This is a genomic window from Mesorhizobium sp. ZC-5, assembly GCF_025753855.1.
In the GTDB taxonomy this organism is placed as follows: domain Bacteria; phylum Pseudomonadota; class Alphaproteobacteria; order Rhizobiales; family Rhizobiaceae; genus Neomesorhizobium.
On sequence record NZ_JAOWPT010000011.1, the window covers coordinates 63185 to 78441 of the forward strand.

The 15257-nt window shown below is 59.8% G+C and carries 14 protein-coding genes; 11 read left to right on the plus strand and 3 right to left on the minus strand.

What is annotated here, in order from left to right:
- Positions 1-9: 9 nt before the first annotated feature.
- The 4 genes from OHD58_RS23255 (at position 10) to OHD58_RS23270 (ending at position 6072) form a co-directional block, all read left to right on the plus strand.
- Positions 10-792, plus strand: a complete 783-nt coding sequence (locus OHD58_RS23255; RefSeq protein ID WP_263805930.1) for a PP2C family protein-serine/threonine phosphatase — start codon at positions 10-12, stop codon at positions 790-792.
- On the plus strand, positions 789-3233 hold the full coding sequence (locus OHD58_RS23260) for a serine/threonine-protein kinase (RefSeq protein WP_263805932.1): 2445 nt from the start codon (positions 789-791) through the stop codon (positions 3231-3233). The genes OHD58_RS23255 and OHD58_RS23260 overlap by 4 nt, the downstream gene beginning before the upstream one ends.
- Before the next feature lie 122 nt (positions 3234-3355).
- Positions 3356-3751 (plus strand): DUF1036 domain-containing protein, encoded by a 396-nt coding sequence (locus OHD58_RS23265; RefSeq protein ID WP_318528290.1) that lies wholly within the window; start codon positions 3356-3358, stop codon positions 3749-3751.
- Entirely contained in the window at positions 3748-6072 is a 2325-nt protein-coding gene (locus tag OHD58_RS23270) for a M23 family metallopeptidase (protein WP_263805934.1), read from the plus strand. The genes OHD58_RS23265 and OHD58_RS23270 overlap by 4 nt, the downstream gene beginning before the upstream one ends.
- 65 nt (positions 6073-6137) lie before the next feature.
- Here the strand turns inward: OHD58_RS23270 and OHD58_RS23275 are convergent, their stop codons facing one another.
- Positions 6138-6662 carry an OmpA family protein gene (locus OHD58_RS23275; RefSeq protein WP_263805935.1) on the minus strand — a complete coding sequence of 175 codons (525 nt, stop codon included), beginning with the start codon at positions 6660-6662 and terminating at the stop codon, positions 6138-6140.
- A gap of 430 nt (positions 6663-7092) precedes the next feature.
- Here OHD58_RS23275 and OHD58_RS23280 point away from each other — a divergent pair, with 430 nt between their 5' ends.
- Positions 7093-7650, plus strand: coding sequence for a DUF6931 family protein (locus OHD58_RS23280; RefSeq protein WP_263805936.1), 558 nt, complete (start codon positions 7093-7095; stop codon positions 7648-7650).
- A gap of 4 nt (positions 7651-7654) precedes the next feature.
- Here OHD58_RS23280 and OHD58_RS23285 read toward each other — a convergent pair whose 3' ends face one another.
- Complete coding sequence (locus tag OHD58_RS23285; protein WP_263805937.1) at positions 7655-8425, minus strand: methyltransferase family protein; 771 nt, start codon at positions 8423-8425, stop codon at positions 7655-7657.
- On the opposite strand from OHD58_RS23285, the gene OHD58_RS23290 reads away from it, so the two are divergent.
- The 4 genes from OHD58_RS23290 (at position 8416) to OHD58_RS23305 (ending at position 11454) form a co-directional block, all read left to right on the plus strand.
- Positions 8416-9276 carry an alpha/beta fold hydrolase gene (locus OHD58_RS23290; protein WP_263805938.1) on the plus strand — a complete coding sequence of 287 codons (861 nt, stop codon included), beginning with the start codon at positions 8416-8418 and terminating at the stop codon, positions 9274-9276. The genes OHD58_RS23285 and OHD58_RS23290 overlap by 10 nt on opposite strands.
- Before the next feature lie 142 nt (positions 9277-9418).
- On the plus strand, positions 9419-10384 hold the full coding sequence (locus OHD58_RS23295; RefSeq protein ID WP_263805939.1) for a glycine betaine ABC transporter substrate-binding protein: 966 nt from the start codon (positions 9419-9421) through the stop codon (positions 10382-10384).
- A complete protein-coding gene (locus OHD58_RS23300; protein ID WP_263805940.1) occupies positions 10381-11100 on the plus strand; it encodes a L,D-transpeptidase in 720 nt (239 codons plus the stop codon). The genes OHD58_RS23295 and OHD58_RS23300 overlap by 4 nt, the downstream gene beginning before the upstream one ends.
- Positions 11101-11127: 27 nt before the next feature.
- Positions 11128-11454 carry a hypothetical protein gene (locus OHD58_RS23305; protein ID WP_263805942.1) on the plus strand — a complete coding sequence of 109 codons (327 nt, stop codon included), beginning with the start codon at positions 11128-11130 and terminating at the stop codon, positions 11452-11454.
- Between the two features lie 273 nt (positions 11455-11727).
- Here OHD58_RS23305 and OHD58_RS30625 read toward each other — a convergent pair whose 3' ends face one another.
- Entirely contained in the window at positions 11728-12249 is a 522-nt protein-coding gene (locus OHD58_RS30625) for a hypothetical protein (protein ID WP_318528286.1), read from the minus strand.
- On the opposite strand from OHD58_RS30625, the gene OHD58_RS23310 reads away from it, so the two are divergent.
- Entirely contained in the window at positions 12235-13563 is a 1329-nt protein-coding gene (locus tag OHD58_RS23310) for an IucA/IucC family protein (protein WP_318528287.1), read from the plus strand. The genes OHD58_RS30625 and OHD58_RS23310 overlap by 15 nt on opposite strands.
- Entirely contained in the window at positions 13547-15253 is a 1707-nt protein-coding gene (locus OHD58_RS23315) for an IucA/IucC family protein (RefSeq protein WP_263805945.1), read from the plus strand. Before OHD58_RS23310 ends, OHD58_RS23315 begins: the two co-directional genes overlap by 17 nt.
- Positions 15254-15257: the final 4 nt, after the last annotated feature.

The window sequence follows — 15257 nt, forward strand, 5'->3', positions numbered from 1 at the left end:
GGAGGCAATTTGAAAGATGCCACCCTCCCCTTCGAAAGCTACGGCGTGAGCCATAAGGGCTGCGTGCGCCAGCTCAATGAGGACAGCTATCTGATGGAGCCTCAGAGTGGGCTTTGGCTGGTTGCGGACGGAATGGGTGGACATGACGCTGGTGAGGTTGCTTCTGCCAGCATCGTGGAGCACCTGGCGACCGTCGGTATCGCAAGTTCCGCGCCGGATCTTCGCGCCCGCTTCGAGGATCGCCTGAGCCGGGCTCATGCAGAAATACGCGGTATCTCCGAGGCGCGAGGGGTCACGATTGGCTCGACAGTTGCAGCCCTCCTGGCCATGGATGGCAGGTTTGCCTGCCTGTGGTCTGGCGACAGCCGTGTCTACCTGGTTCGCAACGGCGCGATCTCACAGATTTCGCGTGACCACACCGAAGTCCAGGAGCTTCTCGACCGCGGCATGATCAGTCCTACCGAAGCGCGAACCTGGCCACGCCGCAACGTCATCACCCGGGCAGTCGGCGTCAGTGATGAAATCGTCGTCGATTTCCAGCAGGGGGAAATCTTACCGGGTGATGTTTTTGTCCTCAGCACCGACGGCCTGACAGCCCATGTCACCGACGCCGAGATCGAGGCGGCGGTGGCATCAGCTGCACCGAAGGCAGCATGCGAGAAACTGCTCGCGGCAGTGCTCGCACGCGGCGGAACCGACAACGTCACCATAGTGCTTGTGCGGATTCGAGATGGACACAACGGCCGCTTTCCCGGTTCGGGTCTATCGGTGTCGGGGAGTCGGGATCGATGAGTGCCGACGACAAGACACGAATCTTGCCTGACATGGCCAACACCGATGTCGGCACCCAGCTCAGCGGCATCTACGAACTCGATGAGCGCATTGCTTCCGGAGGAATGGGCGAGGTCTTTCGCGGGCATAACATCCAGACCGGCGATCATGTTGCCATAAAGATCGTGCTGCCGGAGTTTGCTCGCGACCAGACCATCCTGTCGCTCTTCCGCAAGGAAGCGTCCATCCTCAATCATCTGTCGCACGACGCGATCGTGCGATACCACGTGTTCACCATAGACCCCGGAATCGGTCGTCCGTATCTCGCGATGGAATTCGTGAACGGCGAGTCGCTGTTCGACATCATACGTCGCGGTCCCATGCCGACCGATGATGTGCGCAGGTTGTGCCATCGCCTCGCCTCGGGCCTGAGCTTCGTCCACGAAGCAGGTGCCGTGCACCGTGATCTCTCTCCAGACAACGTCATTTTGCCGGGAGGCAGGGTCGAGCGGGCAAAGATCATCGACTTCGGCATCGCCCGCTCGGCGACGGTGGGAGGCGAAACATTGATCGGTGGAAAATTCGCCGGCAAATACAATTACGTCTCTCCCGAGCAGTTGGGGCTCTGCGGCGGCGAGGTAAGCGAACGATCGGACATCTATAGTCTGGGGCTTGTTCTGGCGGCGGTGCTGCGCGGAAAGCCGCTTGAGATGAGCGGTTCGCAATTCGAAATCGTCGAGAAACGCCGAAGCGTTCCCGACCTGTCCGACATCGATGACGATCTGCGGCCGATGATCGAAACTATGTTGCAGCCCGATCCCATGGATCGTCCGACCGCCGCCGAAATAGCCAGGATGACGCGGGACGACATGGACCTCGACGGCACGCTGGCGCCGAGATCGGCCAGCCAGCGCGATCGATCAACCGTCAGGCCGCAAACCAAGCAACCCACTTCCCGCGATCCCTGGGTCGACTCATCCTCTTCCGAAATCCCCGAGGATGCGCATGCCTTGGCTGCGCCACCGAGGACGGAGGTGCCCCCTTTCGTACCGCATATGCGGCCGGCGCATTTATCGCAACCGCGACGTATGCCTCCCCCTACGCCACTACCCCAAAAGCCTGCGGGAGAACGGCCTGGCCGGAAACGGAATATCGCGATCGCATCGGCGGCGGCAGTGGTCCTACTGCTTGGTGGAGGCGCCTGGCTGGCAGGATTCCTGACGTCGCCTCCCGCCACGGATACCGGCGAAATATCGCAGCTGACGCCCAACCTTTCCACACCGCCCAAAACCGAAACCGCTGTGCCGGACAACGAGGCGGCTGAAAGTGCGGCACCATCCAAGACCCAAGCCGAAACGCCGGATCCGTCACCTCCAGCGAACCAAACGGATATTGCAACCGCTCAAGATGCTCCGCCGCCGACCGACAAGATCGCGGATACTCCGGCCCCGATAGAGAAAGCAGATGTCCCGGTTCCACCGGTAGAGAAAGCAGACGTCCCGGTTTCGCCGGTAGAGGAGTCGACCACCGCAAATGAGCAAAGTCGCGTGGCCGTTCAAGCACCCGAGAGCAATGCAAAAACCGCAGCTCCTGAGATATCGGCGCAACCGTCACGCCAGACGGACACGACTGAGACCGAACGTCCGCAAGCTGACAAAACTGCACCCCCCGAAATCGAAACGTCGGCCTCCATTCCACCGACCGGCGAGTCCGATCTCGTCAAGGGACCAGGATCGACCGACGAGCAGCCTGCAAATAGCGAGCAGCAGGAAACAACGACGGCAATGAATATTCCAAAGCCGGAGATTCCGGCGACAGACGCCATCGACGACGTTGCCGAACGCATATCCTGGCTGCGCAATTATAGCGGTGGAGACTGTTTCTATGCGTCGGCGACCGGGGCGACCGACAAGGCCATCGAGATCGAAGGATTTGGCACTGCGGTCGAACCATTCATGCAGATGATGGAAGCTTTTCGCGGACAATTTGGTATTGAGCCGGATGTCAATGTCCGGCTGATCGAGCCTGCGCAATGCCAGGTTACACAATTCTTGCGCACGCTTGGCGCAACAGCGGCGGACAAGCCACACCTTACACTCGACCGAACATCGGTGCCGAATGGGTCGCCGATCAGCGGCACGCTTGAAACCCTTGGCGGGTTAAAGTCCAGCCTGATTCTGATCGATCACAAAGGAATGGCATTCAACCTTGATGAGCGCGTCGTCGTAGAGTCCGGGAGGGCGACGTTCAGTATTCCGATCGGCCTCGGCGCCACAGATCAGGCTGCGGGGAAGGCCGTTCCTCAGATAATACTCGCCGTCACGGGGGGCAGTGACATCGCCACCGCCACATTCTCAAACCCGACGCCAGCGGCCGTCGCGCTGCCCAAAATCCTTGCTGAAATCCAGGAAAAGGGGCTCGAGTTTTCCGCGACGGCCAAATATTTCCGGCTTGGCGGGTAGCATGGGCACCCATGGCACTTGGTCACCCGCATCCGTTCGGCCACTCCGCCACCTCGCAGGAAAACCGGAATAACTCTGCCGGGCCGCTCACCGCTCTAATGGATATCCCAAGACTCACCACCATGGTCATGGCGTTTCTGGCAACCTTGCTGTTGCAGGGAGAGGCGCGGGCAGAATTCACGGTCTGCAATCAGACGCTCGATGTCGTCAATCTTGCTGTCGGCCAGGAGATCGACACCGCATTCCAGACGGACGGATGGTGGACGATCGGCGCAAATCAATGCGTCAACGTCATCCGCGAGGAACTGACCAACCGCTACATCTACGTCTATGCAACCGATGTTTTCGGGCACGCGATCCTGAGCGGTTCGACAGACATGTGTATCGAGCGCCGGCGCTTCAGTATCCGCGGTATCGAAGAGTGCTGGCAGCGAGGTCACATAGCAGCACGGTTTTATGAGATCGACACGCTTGAACAGATCCGGTGGACCTTCTTCCTGACCGGGCGCAGTCCATGACGCACGACATCGACGCCAGTTTCCGGTTGCGAAAGCAGGCGCTTGCGGCGCGGCGAAAGCGGGCGCGCTGGCGCAAAGTCTTCCTCGGGTTCGGTGTCTTCGCACTGCTGTCGATCGCCACCTCACTGTATTTGACAGCGGACTACTGGTCGTTCGGCGATTACGACGAAGAACTGGAGGCAACAGAAGGAAGCGATGACATGCCAGCGGACGCGCCGGTTTATGTGCCGGCGATCGTCGACCTGGCGGGTGATCCGATGTGGATCAACCTTTCGCGCGACAGCGCCACCGCGACGAAGGGCAGGTCGATCGCAAGGCCGGCGGACCTCGCCATCGATGGAATATCGCCGCAGATCGAGATCCTGTCGGATGCCATGCTGAGTTCCAGCGAACGCTTCATGACCACTATACCTTCGTCGCAGGAGGATTTCGCGTTCTTCCAGGCACAAAGAACTGCCGTATCAGCACCGGCGGATGATTTGCAGATCGATCTCCAACCATCGATAGAAGATGCGGATGCGGACGATTCCGAACCGGCAACCGATTCTTTCGTCGATCCAAGCGCAGGCTGGGGTGAAACCATCGATGCGGGCGAAGCCGACCTTCCCGCCTTCCAGAAAACCGAGATCGAGAACAACACCAACGTCGCGACGGTAACTCCCGAATTCGAACGATTCGAGATGACCGAAGACATCTTCGTGAAAATTCTCAGCAACCGCAGTTTGGACAGCGTCGTCATCGAGGGGCATTTCACTGCCGAAGAAGCCAAGCTGGCTGGTGAAGCGATGAAGTTGCTTTTCAAGCGGGAAAGTCTGGAGCCCGGCTATGTCGTCGCCATGCGCGGGTACCGGTCGAGGCGAGAGACATTGACGCCTTCGCTGATGCAGATCTCGATCTACGCCAAGAACACGTTCGTCGGCACACTCGCGCGCAATTCGGCGGGCACCTTCGTATCAGGCGTCGATCCGTGGGTACGCGATGACTTGTTCAACTATTCCGGCGCCCCCGAAGAAGGAGCGCATAAACGGCAATACCGGCTTCTCGATGCAATCTATTCAACCGCCGCCCGCAACAACGTGCCGACTGGCGTGATCGGCGAAGCGATCATGTATCTGTCACGCGGTCAGGATTTGAATGCCTTCGCCACCTATAACGAGCGCCTGGTGCTCATCTATTCGCAGACTGCGCGTGGCGAGGACGGCGCTGCCGGACGTGTACTGTACGCCGGTGTCCACGGTGCCGACAAAACTCTCGAATGTTTCGTCTTCCAGCAAAGCAACCGCGAGTTTGCCTGTGTCACAGGCGACGACCAGGTTCATTCGCTGACCGTCACCAACGGCATGGTCACACCTGTCAGCGGAGTCATGACTTCCACTTTCGGCCCGCGCAAGCACCCGATCCTGGGTACCGTCCGCATCCACAAGGGTGTCGATTGGGCGGCGCCCACAGGCACCCCGATTTCCGCGGCGTTCGACGGCGAGATCGTCTTCCAGGGCAACGGCGGAGGTTACGGCAATCTGGTACGCATTTCCCACGCGAACGGCCGCGAGACGCGCTATGCGCATATGTCGCGCTTTGCGGCGAACACGAGCGTCGGTACCGTCGTCAAGGCCGGCGATATCATCGGCTATATCGGTACCACCGGCCTGTCGACAGGTCCGCATCTTCATTTCGAACTCTATCAAAACAGTCAGGCGATCGATCCATTGGGTACGGTAACGGTCGTCGCATCGGACGATTCCGCGGTCGAGGCGTTGACCAACCGCATCATCCACGTCGAAAGCGGCGGCAGCGCCCGCGCCAAGAATCCGCTGTCGTCAGCGACCGGCCTCGGCCAGTTCATCTCATCCACCTGGATCAGGATGATGAACACCTACCGGCCGGATCTTGCGCGCAGTCTTTCGCGCGACGAACTCCTCGCCTTGCGTTTCGATCCGACAATCTCGCGTGAAATGGTGCGCAACCTGGCGCGGGAAGGCGAAGCCTATCTCAAGGCGCGAGGTCATCAGATCACCGCCGGACGGCTCTACCTTTGCCATTTCCTCGGCATGGAAGGCGCGCACGTTGTGCTCTCGGCGCCGGGCGAGTCCATGCTCGTCAACCTCCTCGGGTCGTCGGTCATCCAGGCTAATCCGTTCCTTACTGGCAAGAATGCGAGTTACGTTGCCAGTTGGGCCGAGCGGAAGATGAGCGGTCGCAGCACATTTACGCCACAGCCATCAACCACCGTCACGACGGAAGTCAGGCAGACCTCGCCGGAGTTCGAAAAATACAAGAAGGCGATCGCCGCGCTCGTGGAATCCGTAAAGAACACGATTTGAACGATCACGCCCACCGCGGCGGGATCGTCTTTACGAACCGCGCAGCTAACACCGGCACCGGAGAATTACTGAATCTTGATCCGCATTTCGACCCGCCGGTTGACCGGGTCGTACGGGTTGGCATTGCGCGGATGCGTTTCGCCCATGCCGATCGCATTGATGCGAGAGGGTTCGATGCCGCTGGACAGAAGGAATGCAGTCACCGATTGCGCGCGCCGTTGCGAAAGCCCTTCATTGTAAACTTCCGAACCAGAGGCGTCAGTATGGCCTTCGACGACAAAGGTATGCGCCTTCAGGCGATTATCCTTCAATGCCTTAGCAAATTCGCCGAGTTTGACCCGAGCGTCCGGGACCAAATCCGCCGAATCGAGTTCGAAATTGACCGACATATCGAGGCCTGTTTGCACAGGCTGTTCAGCCTTGCTTTTGCATTCGTCTTCGGTGCCGACGCATATTCCGCGCGCGGCGCCCAAATCCGCCGCGTTGGCGAAAAATTTGACGATGTCTTCCGAAGACTGAAGCGGATCAGCCAATGCAGTTGAAGATGTTAGCGCTGATAACAGCACAATGACCGAAGTACTTACCCGCATAGCGGTGTCTCCAGTTTGAGAATCCGACTAACAACGGACGGGAATAGCTAAAGTAATTCGATGAAGATTTCCTGTCAACCAAAACGCTGATCGTTCAGTCATGGACACGCCTCCGCTGATATGCATGACACAACGTCCGAGCCACAAACTGCGTCATGATTTCTACCGGCCTCCTCGGCAGCGTTCCCTAAGACATAAAGCGAATCTCATAGACGAGTGTTTTCAGTGTCTTGCACACGTTACCAATGATATTTTCAGAACCTGATTTTGACTATGGTCTCGGAAATTTGGATTTTTGCTTGAAAATAAATCGGGATACGCTTCAGTCCAATCTCTGATTGGCGGCTAACGATTTGGCACCTGCGTCAACTTAAGCGAGCGTGCATCCGGCACCGGGTGTCGGCTGATCTAGCGGGAAGGCATCGCAACGATGGTCAATGGGCTCCGGTTCAAGACGGCAATTGATCTTTTCACAGCGTATCCGGCGGCCTCTCAAGACATGATCGCCGCACCAAACGATCAACCCTCACTTGAATTCTGCCGCGCCCTGCTCGCGAGCAAGGTACCTGAGGAGGCAATTACGTTTTGTGCATACCTGCTGCCTGGCCGAGCCGCGATCTGGTGGGGGCATGAGTGCCTGAGCCAGTTGTCGGAGCTGCTAGAAGAACAGGATCACCGGTTGCTGGCGCTTGTTCACGACTGGATCAGTGAACCACTGGAATACCGGTACCATGTTGCGTTGGACGAAGCGACGGCGACCGACCAACAGAGCCCCGCAGTCTGGATCGCCTTGGCAACGGGGCGGAGCGGTGACAGCACGGCTGCATATCCACGAACGCCTTTGACCGCCCGCGCCGTTAATGCCGGCATCCTGGCCGGGCTGGCACGAGTGGCAATAGCGGACCGCCTTTCCGTACTGACTGCCTTCGTGGAAATGGGCATTCAGTTGGCGGAGATTGAAAGCCTGAACGTCTCGAGCGGAGTTTGATGGCCTATCCTCTCACCCTTGGCCAGAAGAAACCCGTCCTCTGGCGGTAGGCTTCATAGGGGCCGGCCAGTGCCGTGGTCGAGAACTTCTTTTCCTCATCCCGGGCGGCAACCACGTAGATGGCGATCAATCCGGCGACCGGCACAACCGCCCAGATCGACCACGTGGCTATACCCCATCCGATCCAGAAGATTGCATATGAAGTGTAGAACGGGTGACGGACATACAAGTACGGCCCCTCCGTCACCAGGCTATCCGGGTTGTCGGCATCGAATGCGAAGCGGAGCCTTGCTGCTCGCGAGGCGGTAATCGCCCACCAGAACAGCGCAAGGCTGGCAATCTCCAAACCGAAACCAACGAGCTTCGCCCCTATCGGCTGCTTCTCGATCCACAAAATGCTGAGAAAAAACAGCGATGTCGCGATTACCACCGCGGAAATCAACATTGCGCCGGGCGGCATGGTCGCTGAATGGAAATGCGCCCGCATCGACCAGGTGTACTGGCCGACGATGGCGAGGCTCAGCACCGAAACGAGGAGGTCGAGAAAGAATGCCATCTGGTCGCTCCGGCAAGCATGAAAAAAATCCGTCGGCATATATACCGACGCTATTACAGGTTTATTCCGAACCCCGTCATGAAGGAAGAATATGCCGGCGAAGGCATGATAATTCCGGTAATCCCATTCGCCAATCGCAAAAGTTAACGCGCCGTTGAACTTCCTTGTGCAATAGCTGGCTGAACAGTTCTTCGAGTTCCGCGTAAACAATGGTCGCATCAGACCTCACGATCCGTACTGCGCAAGCAGACCTCCGCATCAGCCAGACCTCGGGAGATGGCCTGCCGGTTTTGCTTATCCATGGCTCCGGCGCTTCACGAAAGGTTTTTGCGCGGCAGTTCGAGAGCCCGCTTGCAGCGACAAACCGTCTGATCGCTTTCGATCTGCCTGGCCATGGCCAGTCGTCAGACGCGCGCGATCCGTCAACCGCCTATTCGTTGCCCGGCCTCGCAATCTTGGCGGGCCAGGTTCTCGACCGGCTTGGCATTGGCCGTGCAGCGGTCTACGGCTGGTCGCTCGGCGGCCATGTCGCGATCGAACTGGCGAGCATCCATCCCGCAGTCGCCGGGCTGATGCTTTCGGGTGCTCCGCCCGTTGCCAAAGGGCTGCTGGAAATGCTGCGTGGTTTCCACGCCAACTGGGACATGCTGCTTGCTTCCAAGAAGATTTATTCGGAGCGTGATGCCTCACGTTTCGAACGACTCTGCTTCGGCGAGACGGGCAATCCTGCGTTCCTTCAGGACATCCTGCGCGCGGATGGACGGCTGCGCAATGCCGTCTCGCGAAGCATGATGAGCGGTGAAGGTGCCAACCAGAAGCGAGTGGTCGAAGACGCCGAATTTCCCGTGGCTTTCGTGAATGGAGAAAACGATCCTTTCATCCGCCTCGGCTTTTTCAACACGCTCAACTGCGCATCGCTGTGGGAAGAGCCAATTGTCGTGGAAGGCGCCGGCCACGCGCCCTTCTGGGAGCGTCCGGAAGCGTTCAATGCGATCTTCTCGCGGTTCCTCAATGAGGTTTCTGCACAGGAAGCGCGTGGGTCGGAAAAACTGCGCCGCCGCTCGGCATAGTCGTCGCCGAAGTTCGGCGAACGTTTCGAGGGCCCGCAACTCATACTGGAATCAAAGTTGGTAGCCTTGTCAGATTGTGGAGGACACTTTCAGCCGATTGCTGATAGGTTATGGTCGCCGGTGCATGAAGCGGAGTTTCTTGATGAGTAAGTGGCAGTCGTTCCGAATGATGGCACTGGCGGCGTCGACATCCCTCTTCGCTGGCGCCGGGGCACAAGCAGCCGATCTCGTCATCGCGATGCCGAACTGGTCATCGGGCCAAGCAACGGCGAACATACTCAAGGTGGCGCTCAAGAAAGAATTCGGGGTCGAAGCCGACGCAGTCGAAATGGGCACGCTGATCGCGTTTGCCGGCCTAAACTCGGGCACCGTCGATATTCACCCGGAAGTCTGGCTGCCCAACCTCGACAATCTGGTCAAGCAGTATGTCACCGACGCCGGCACGGTCGCGATCAGCCCGGTCGGCGTGCCCGCATGGCAAGGTATTTGCGCAAACCGCACCGCGGCCGACAAATACGGCATCAAGGACATTTCCGACCTCAGCGATCCGAAGAAGACAGCGGCCGTCGACACGGATGGAGACGGGCGCGGCGAGATGTGGATCGGCGCCCAGACCTGGTCCTCTACCTCCATCGAGCGCATTCGCGCCAACAGCTATGGCTACGCCAAGACGGTTACACTGCTGGAGATGCCCGAGGATGTCGGCATGGCGGCGGTGGACGCTGCGGAGGCTACGGAGCAGCCGGTGGTGTTTGGTTGCTACGCGCCGCATGCAGTGTTCAAGCTGCACGATATCGTCAGGCTCACCGAACCGCCCTATGATCCGGCCAAATGGCAGATCGTTCTGCCTTCCGAGGATCCGGCCTGGGAAACGAAGTCGAGCGCGCCAGTGGGCTGGGATACGGCCCATTATCACATCGCCTATGCGACAGCATTGCGAAAGGAGCATCCCGAGATCGTCAAGTTCCTGGAACGCGTCGATTTCAAGCCTGAGGAGTCGACTGAGATGAGCTACGCGCTCCAGGTCGAACGTCAGGATCCTTACGAGTTCGCCCAGCAATGGGTGACCAAGAACGATGCGCGCGTCAAAGGATGGGCCAAGCCATGAACGTGAACCCGGAGGGCGCAAAAACGTGTTCGGGAGGCGGTCGCGGCGGCTTGCAACGCTTCTCTTTGGCGAAAGCTGCAATCCTGCTGGCCACAGGCTTGGCCTTCTCCGTTGGAGTGGCTCTGGCGGCGGGGACGCAGGTCTACAACCCCAAGACAGGGCAGTGGACGAACTACGATCGCACCCAGGCGTACAAATATTACCGGACGCACAAGCAGGTGCCGGAATCGTTTCGCATGCAGGTCGTCAAGTTCCGGACCGCCGAGCAGCCCGGCACGATCATCATCGATGGAAACCAGCACTTTCTCTACCTGGTGCAGCCGGGCCAGAAGGCGATCCGGTACGGAATAGGCGTTGGTCGGGACGGCTTCGGATGGGCAGGCATCGTGCGCGTGGGGCGCACGGCCGAATGGCCGACCTGGACGCCGCCCGCCGAAATGGTCGCCCGCGACCCCAACGCCAGGAAGTGGGCCAAAGGTCAGCCGGGAGGACCGGACAACCCACTCGGCGCGCGCGCGCTTTATCTCTACGAAGGCGACCAGGATACGATCTACCGCATCCACGGCACGCCGGAGCCATGGACGATCGGACTGGACGTGTCATCCGGATGCATCCGGATGAACAACGACGACATCGTCGACCTTCATTCCCGCATCCAGGTCGGGGCCAAGGTGATCGTGCTGATGCAGGGGGCGGCCCTCTACAAGGGCGTGTGAAGTTCTGAAACCGGAGAGGGGTGGATCATGACCATTGCGACCAACAAGGAGTTTTCTGCGCGACGCACCAACGTTCTACGGCTCGGTTCAGTTCTCCTCGCGGCTGTCGCAAGCGCCTGCACGAGCACGCCAACACCCGACCAGATGTCGAGGACGGCGGTGGAAACTGCGCCAGCCGACCTGCAACTGCTTTGCGCCAACGCGGCGGCGCAAGCCGGCGGCGTCGAAAGCAGCAAGGTGCTGCCGACGAGTTCGCGCAAACTCGATGCCAAGACCTACCAAGTGGACCTAAACGTCGGCGGAAAACCCGTCAGTTGCACCGTCGACACCGAAGGCAATGTAATATCGGTCTAGGCTAGACCGGAGACTTTGCGGCGGCTGGTTGCGCGTGCCCGGAATGCCTTCGCCGTTTTCGACGAGAGAAAGCAGCGGAACATCCGGAACCAGCGTCACCGCCCCAGCTTGGCATCCTTAGTCGTCGACTCACTAGAAAAATGAAACCGGCATCCGTCACTCTGGATACCGTTCCCCACGGGTTGATCCGTGCGGCTGTCTGCGATAACATGACAATCGTAGTTAAGTTTTAGCCGCGGACGCAGCAAGGGCCACTCTTCACGCGCGGCGCCATCAAAACCTTTGAAACTCCGTACGGAGCGCCTGGCCGGCCTCTGTGTGAAATGGCGTCCGCAACGAATGATCGACAAGAATCAGATTGTAGCAGAGCAGGCAATTTTTAGAAGCTTCGCAAACAGCTATCTGCGCGAGCTGAATCCCGGGATCCCGGTTTTCCATCGCATCGGCGAACGGAATTTCGACTGCGTCGAGATTTCCCTGCCGTCGCGGCATGCGGTTCTTCGCATCGAAATCAAATCCCGATCGCTGTGCGGAATGCACCTCTTTGGACAAATCTGGATTCGTCAGGATGCCGGTCCGAACTGGCGCGAGATAGAACCCATCCTGGCCTTGCATCTGCTTGTGCTCGGCGCCCGGGATGGCGGATCGGCGACACACCGGCAGATCGATGTGGAGCTCATCGAGAGGATTTTCCTCAGCTGCCAGGCAACGAAACGTTATCTCGACGCGGCCGGGGAAACGCCGTCTTCGCCGGTCGGCTTCATTGCCGCGGAGCAATCCTTGTATTTTGGGCATCCGCTGCATCCGACGCCCAAAAGCCTGCAAGGCATGACCGACTGGCAGCAAGCCGCCTATGCCCCTGAGCTACACGGCCGGTTTCAGCTAACCTATTTCGCCGCCGCCGACTTCGTCCGCGCGGATTCCGCCGGCCTTCCAGTGGCTTCCATCGTCGAATCCCTTCTGGGAAATGACGCCGGCAAAGTCGCCGCCGGCAACGGCGAAATGCTTCTGCCCATGCACCCGCTCCAGGCGGAGGCGCTGATGCTCGACCCTGCGGTGCGGGAACTGATGGCATTGGGACACATCCGGCATCTCGGTCCGGCAGGGCCGACGTTCACGGCAACCTCCTCGGTACGCACCGTCTACAGTGACGCCGCCGCCTGGATGCCGAAATTCTCGCTGCCCGTCCGCATCACCAACTCCAAGCGCGTGAACCGCCGGCACGAGCTGGAGGCCGGCGTGGCAGTGGCGCGTCTTTTCCAACGCGCCGGGATCAACACTTTCGATCCGCATCTCGGCTTCCTCCACGACAGCGCATATCTGACGCTGGATTTTCCCGGGCAGGCAGAGAGCGGGTTCGAGGTCATCTTCCGCGAGAACCCGTTCCGGGGCCGGGCGAACGATCCTGTGATAACAGTGTCGGCGCTGACGGCCGAACCGCGCCCGGGAGACAGTTCGCTGTTCGAAAGCGTCATCCTGCGTGTCGCACATGACCATGATGTCTCCGTGCGGCAAGCGTGCCGGCGCTGGTTCGAATGCTATCTCGATTGTGCGCTTGATCCGCTGGTCAAACTCTACGACCGATTCGGCGTCGCGCTGGAGGCACATCAGCAGAACAGCTTGCTGGATCTGTCGCAGCGGGGGCTGCCGAGCCGATACCTCTATCGAGACAGCCAGGGATTCTACCTCTCGAACAGCTTCAAGGCACGGTGGTATAGCCTGGTGCCGGAGATCGTCCAGATCCGCGGTCTTTTCTTCGATGATCGTGAAATTCGCGAACGGTTCTCCTACTACCTCATCGTCAACCAGATCTTCTCTGTCGTCGCGCGTGCCGGACACGACGGCCTGGCGAGCGAGGCCGAGTTGCTCGGCATTCTGCGCGCGCGGCTAAAGAAGCTGGCGGCGGAACTGACAGGGGCTGGCGGCGAGTTCGCGGCTGGACTGCTGAACAAGCCGACGATCACCGCGAAGGCCAACCTGGCGATACGGCTCCAGAATGTTGATGAACTGGCCGCCGACGGCACCACGATCTACACACATTTTCCCAATCCGCTGAGCCGCGTCGGGCTGTTCATGACCGCCGAGACGGCACATGCCATTGCCTCTTGATCTCCACGGCACGCCAGAGCGGCGCGTCATGCGCCAACTGGCCGAGGCCCTAATCTATGAAGGCTTGGTCGATTGCGCGGTGTCCTGGCGCGGTAGCAAATGCCGCTTCGAATGGCGACATGACGGCGGCGGGATGCGCTGCTCAGGATATATCGGCGCCTTCGGCCGAATCAGGATTGTTCCCGAAACCATCGAGCACCGCGAAAGCGGTCAATGGCAGCAGGCAACGCTCGGCGCCCTCCTGGCAAGCACGCGAGTTTGTCCCGAACGTCACGCACAACTCGCATTCGAACTCGAACAAACGCTGGACTTCAGCATTTGGAACGACAGCAACCTTCCTCCTCGACCGCGCCGGGATCTGCCGTTTGCGCAACTCGACAGCGCAATGGACGAGGGCCATCCCTATCACCCGTGCTTCAAAGCGCGCACCGGCTTCGATGTCGACGATCATGCAGGATATGGCCCGGAAGCTGGCAACACCTTCCGGCTGGCCTGGCTGGCGATCGCGCCGGAGCGCCTGCACTCGGCGTTTCCCGCGGATGAACAGGGCTTCTGGCAGCAGGAACTAGGCGCCGAAACCTATTCGGTGCTCAACGCGCGTCGTGCCCGGCTTAGCGATAACGCAGGGCGGTTCGGTCTTATGCCCTTGCACCCCTGGCAGTGGAAAGCGTTACAGGAGTCGGACCTTTCGCGCTGGCTGGCCGAGGGTTCCGCCGGCTTCCTCGGCCATGCCGGCGACCGCTACACCGCCAGCCAATCGGTGCGGACGCTTTTTAATCATGACCATCCGCAACGCGCCAATCTCAAACTGCCGATGAACCTCGTCAACTCGTCGGCCATACGCATCGTCGAACCCCATTCGGTATGCAGCGCGCCAACGATCAGCCGCTGGCTCCAGGGCATCGTCGCCGGCGATCCGCTATTTGCGGAGCGCTACCCACTCACCCTCCTCGGTGAATATGCCGGCACGATCGCCGACCGAGACGGACCGCTCGCAGGCCAGGTCGCTGCGATCTGGCGCGAGGACGTGACGGGTTTCCTGGAGCCGGGCGAAGCCGCCGTGCCACTCAACGCGCTGATGGTGCTTGAGGAGGACGGCCGGCCGTTCGTCGCCGACTGGGTCGACCGCTACGGTCTGGAAGCCTGGCTCGATAAGCTTGTCGACACCGTGGTTATGCCGGCCTGGCACCTGCTTGTTTGCCACGGCATCGCAACCGAAGCACATGGCCAGAACCTCATCCTGATCCACCGCGACGGGTGGCCGGTGCGGCTGGCGATGCGCGACTTCCATGACAGCGTCGAATATGTGCCGGGCTTCCTGCGCGACCCCGAGATCGCTCCCGACTTCCTCACCTTGAACCCGGCCTATCGCAACGCCGCGCCCAACGAATATTACTGGATGGAGCACCCCAAAATGCTGGGCGAGCTCTTCGTCGATTGCCTGTTCATCTACAACCTAGCCGAGATCTCGCATCTGCTGCGGCACAGCTACGGCCTCGACGAGGCAGGTATCTGGTCCGATATCGGAAGCCGAATGCGAGCCCATTCGCTTGAATGTGGATTGGCGGATCGGCAAGACGCGCTCGGACTTTTTCAGCCCCGCATGCGCACGGAATCCCTGCTCCGGCGCAAGCTCTCGCCACCGGGCACGGAATGCGCCCACGAAATCCCCAATAGCCTGGCAGCCTGAGGAA

Coding starts and splice junctions, on each gene's coding strand:
- OHD58_RS23305 (WP_263805942.1), top strand. CDS start 11,128: ATGACCATTGCGACCAACAAGGAGTTTTCTGCGCGACGCACCAACGTT.
- OHD58_RS23300 (WP_263805940.1), top strand. CDS start 10,381: ATGAACGTGAACCCGGAGGGCGCAAAAACGTGTTCGGGAGGCGGTCGC.
- OHD58_RS23265 (WP_318528290.1), top strand. CDS start 3,356: ATGGTCATGGCGTTTCTGGCAACCTTGCTGTTGCAGGGAGAGGCGCGG.
- OHD58_RS23295 (WP_263805939.1), top strand. CDS start 9,419: ATGAGTAAGTGGCAGTCGTTCCGAATGATGGCACTGGCGGCGTCGACA.
- OHD58_RS23315 (WP_263805945.1), top strand. CDS start 13,547: ATGCCATTGCCTCTTGATCTCCACGGCACGCCAGAGCGGCGCGTCATG.
- OHD58_RS23280 (WP_263805936.1), top strand. CDS start 7,093: ATGGTCAATGGGCTCCGGTTCAAGACGGCAATTGATCTTTTCACAGCG.
- OHD58_RS23270 (WP_263805934.1), top strand. CDS start 3,748: ATGACGCACGACATCGACGCCAGTTTCCGGTTGCGAAAGCAGGCGCTT.
- OHD58_RS30625 (WP_318528286.1), bottom strand. CDS start 12,249: ATGCCCAAAATACAAGGATTGCTCCGCGGCAATGAAGCCGACCGGCGA.
- OHD58_RS23285 (WP_263805937.1), bottom strand. CDS start 8,425: ATGCGACCATTGTTTACGCGGAACTCGAAGAACTGTTCAGCCAGCTAT.
- OHD58_RS23290 (WP_263805938.1), top strand. CDS start 8,416: ATGGTCGCATCAGACCTCACGATCCGTACTGCGCAAGCAGACCTCCGC.
- OHD58_RS23260 (WP_263805932.1), top strand. CDS start 789: ATGAGTGCCGACGACAAGACACGAATCTTGCCTGACATGGCCAACACC.
- OHD58_RS23275 (WP_263805935.1), bottom strand. CDS start 6,662: ATGCGGGTAAGTACTTCGGTCATTGTGCTGTTATCAGCGCTAACATCT.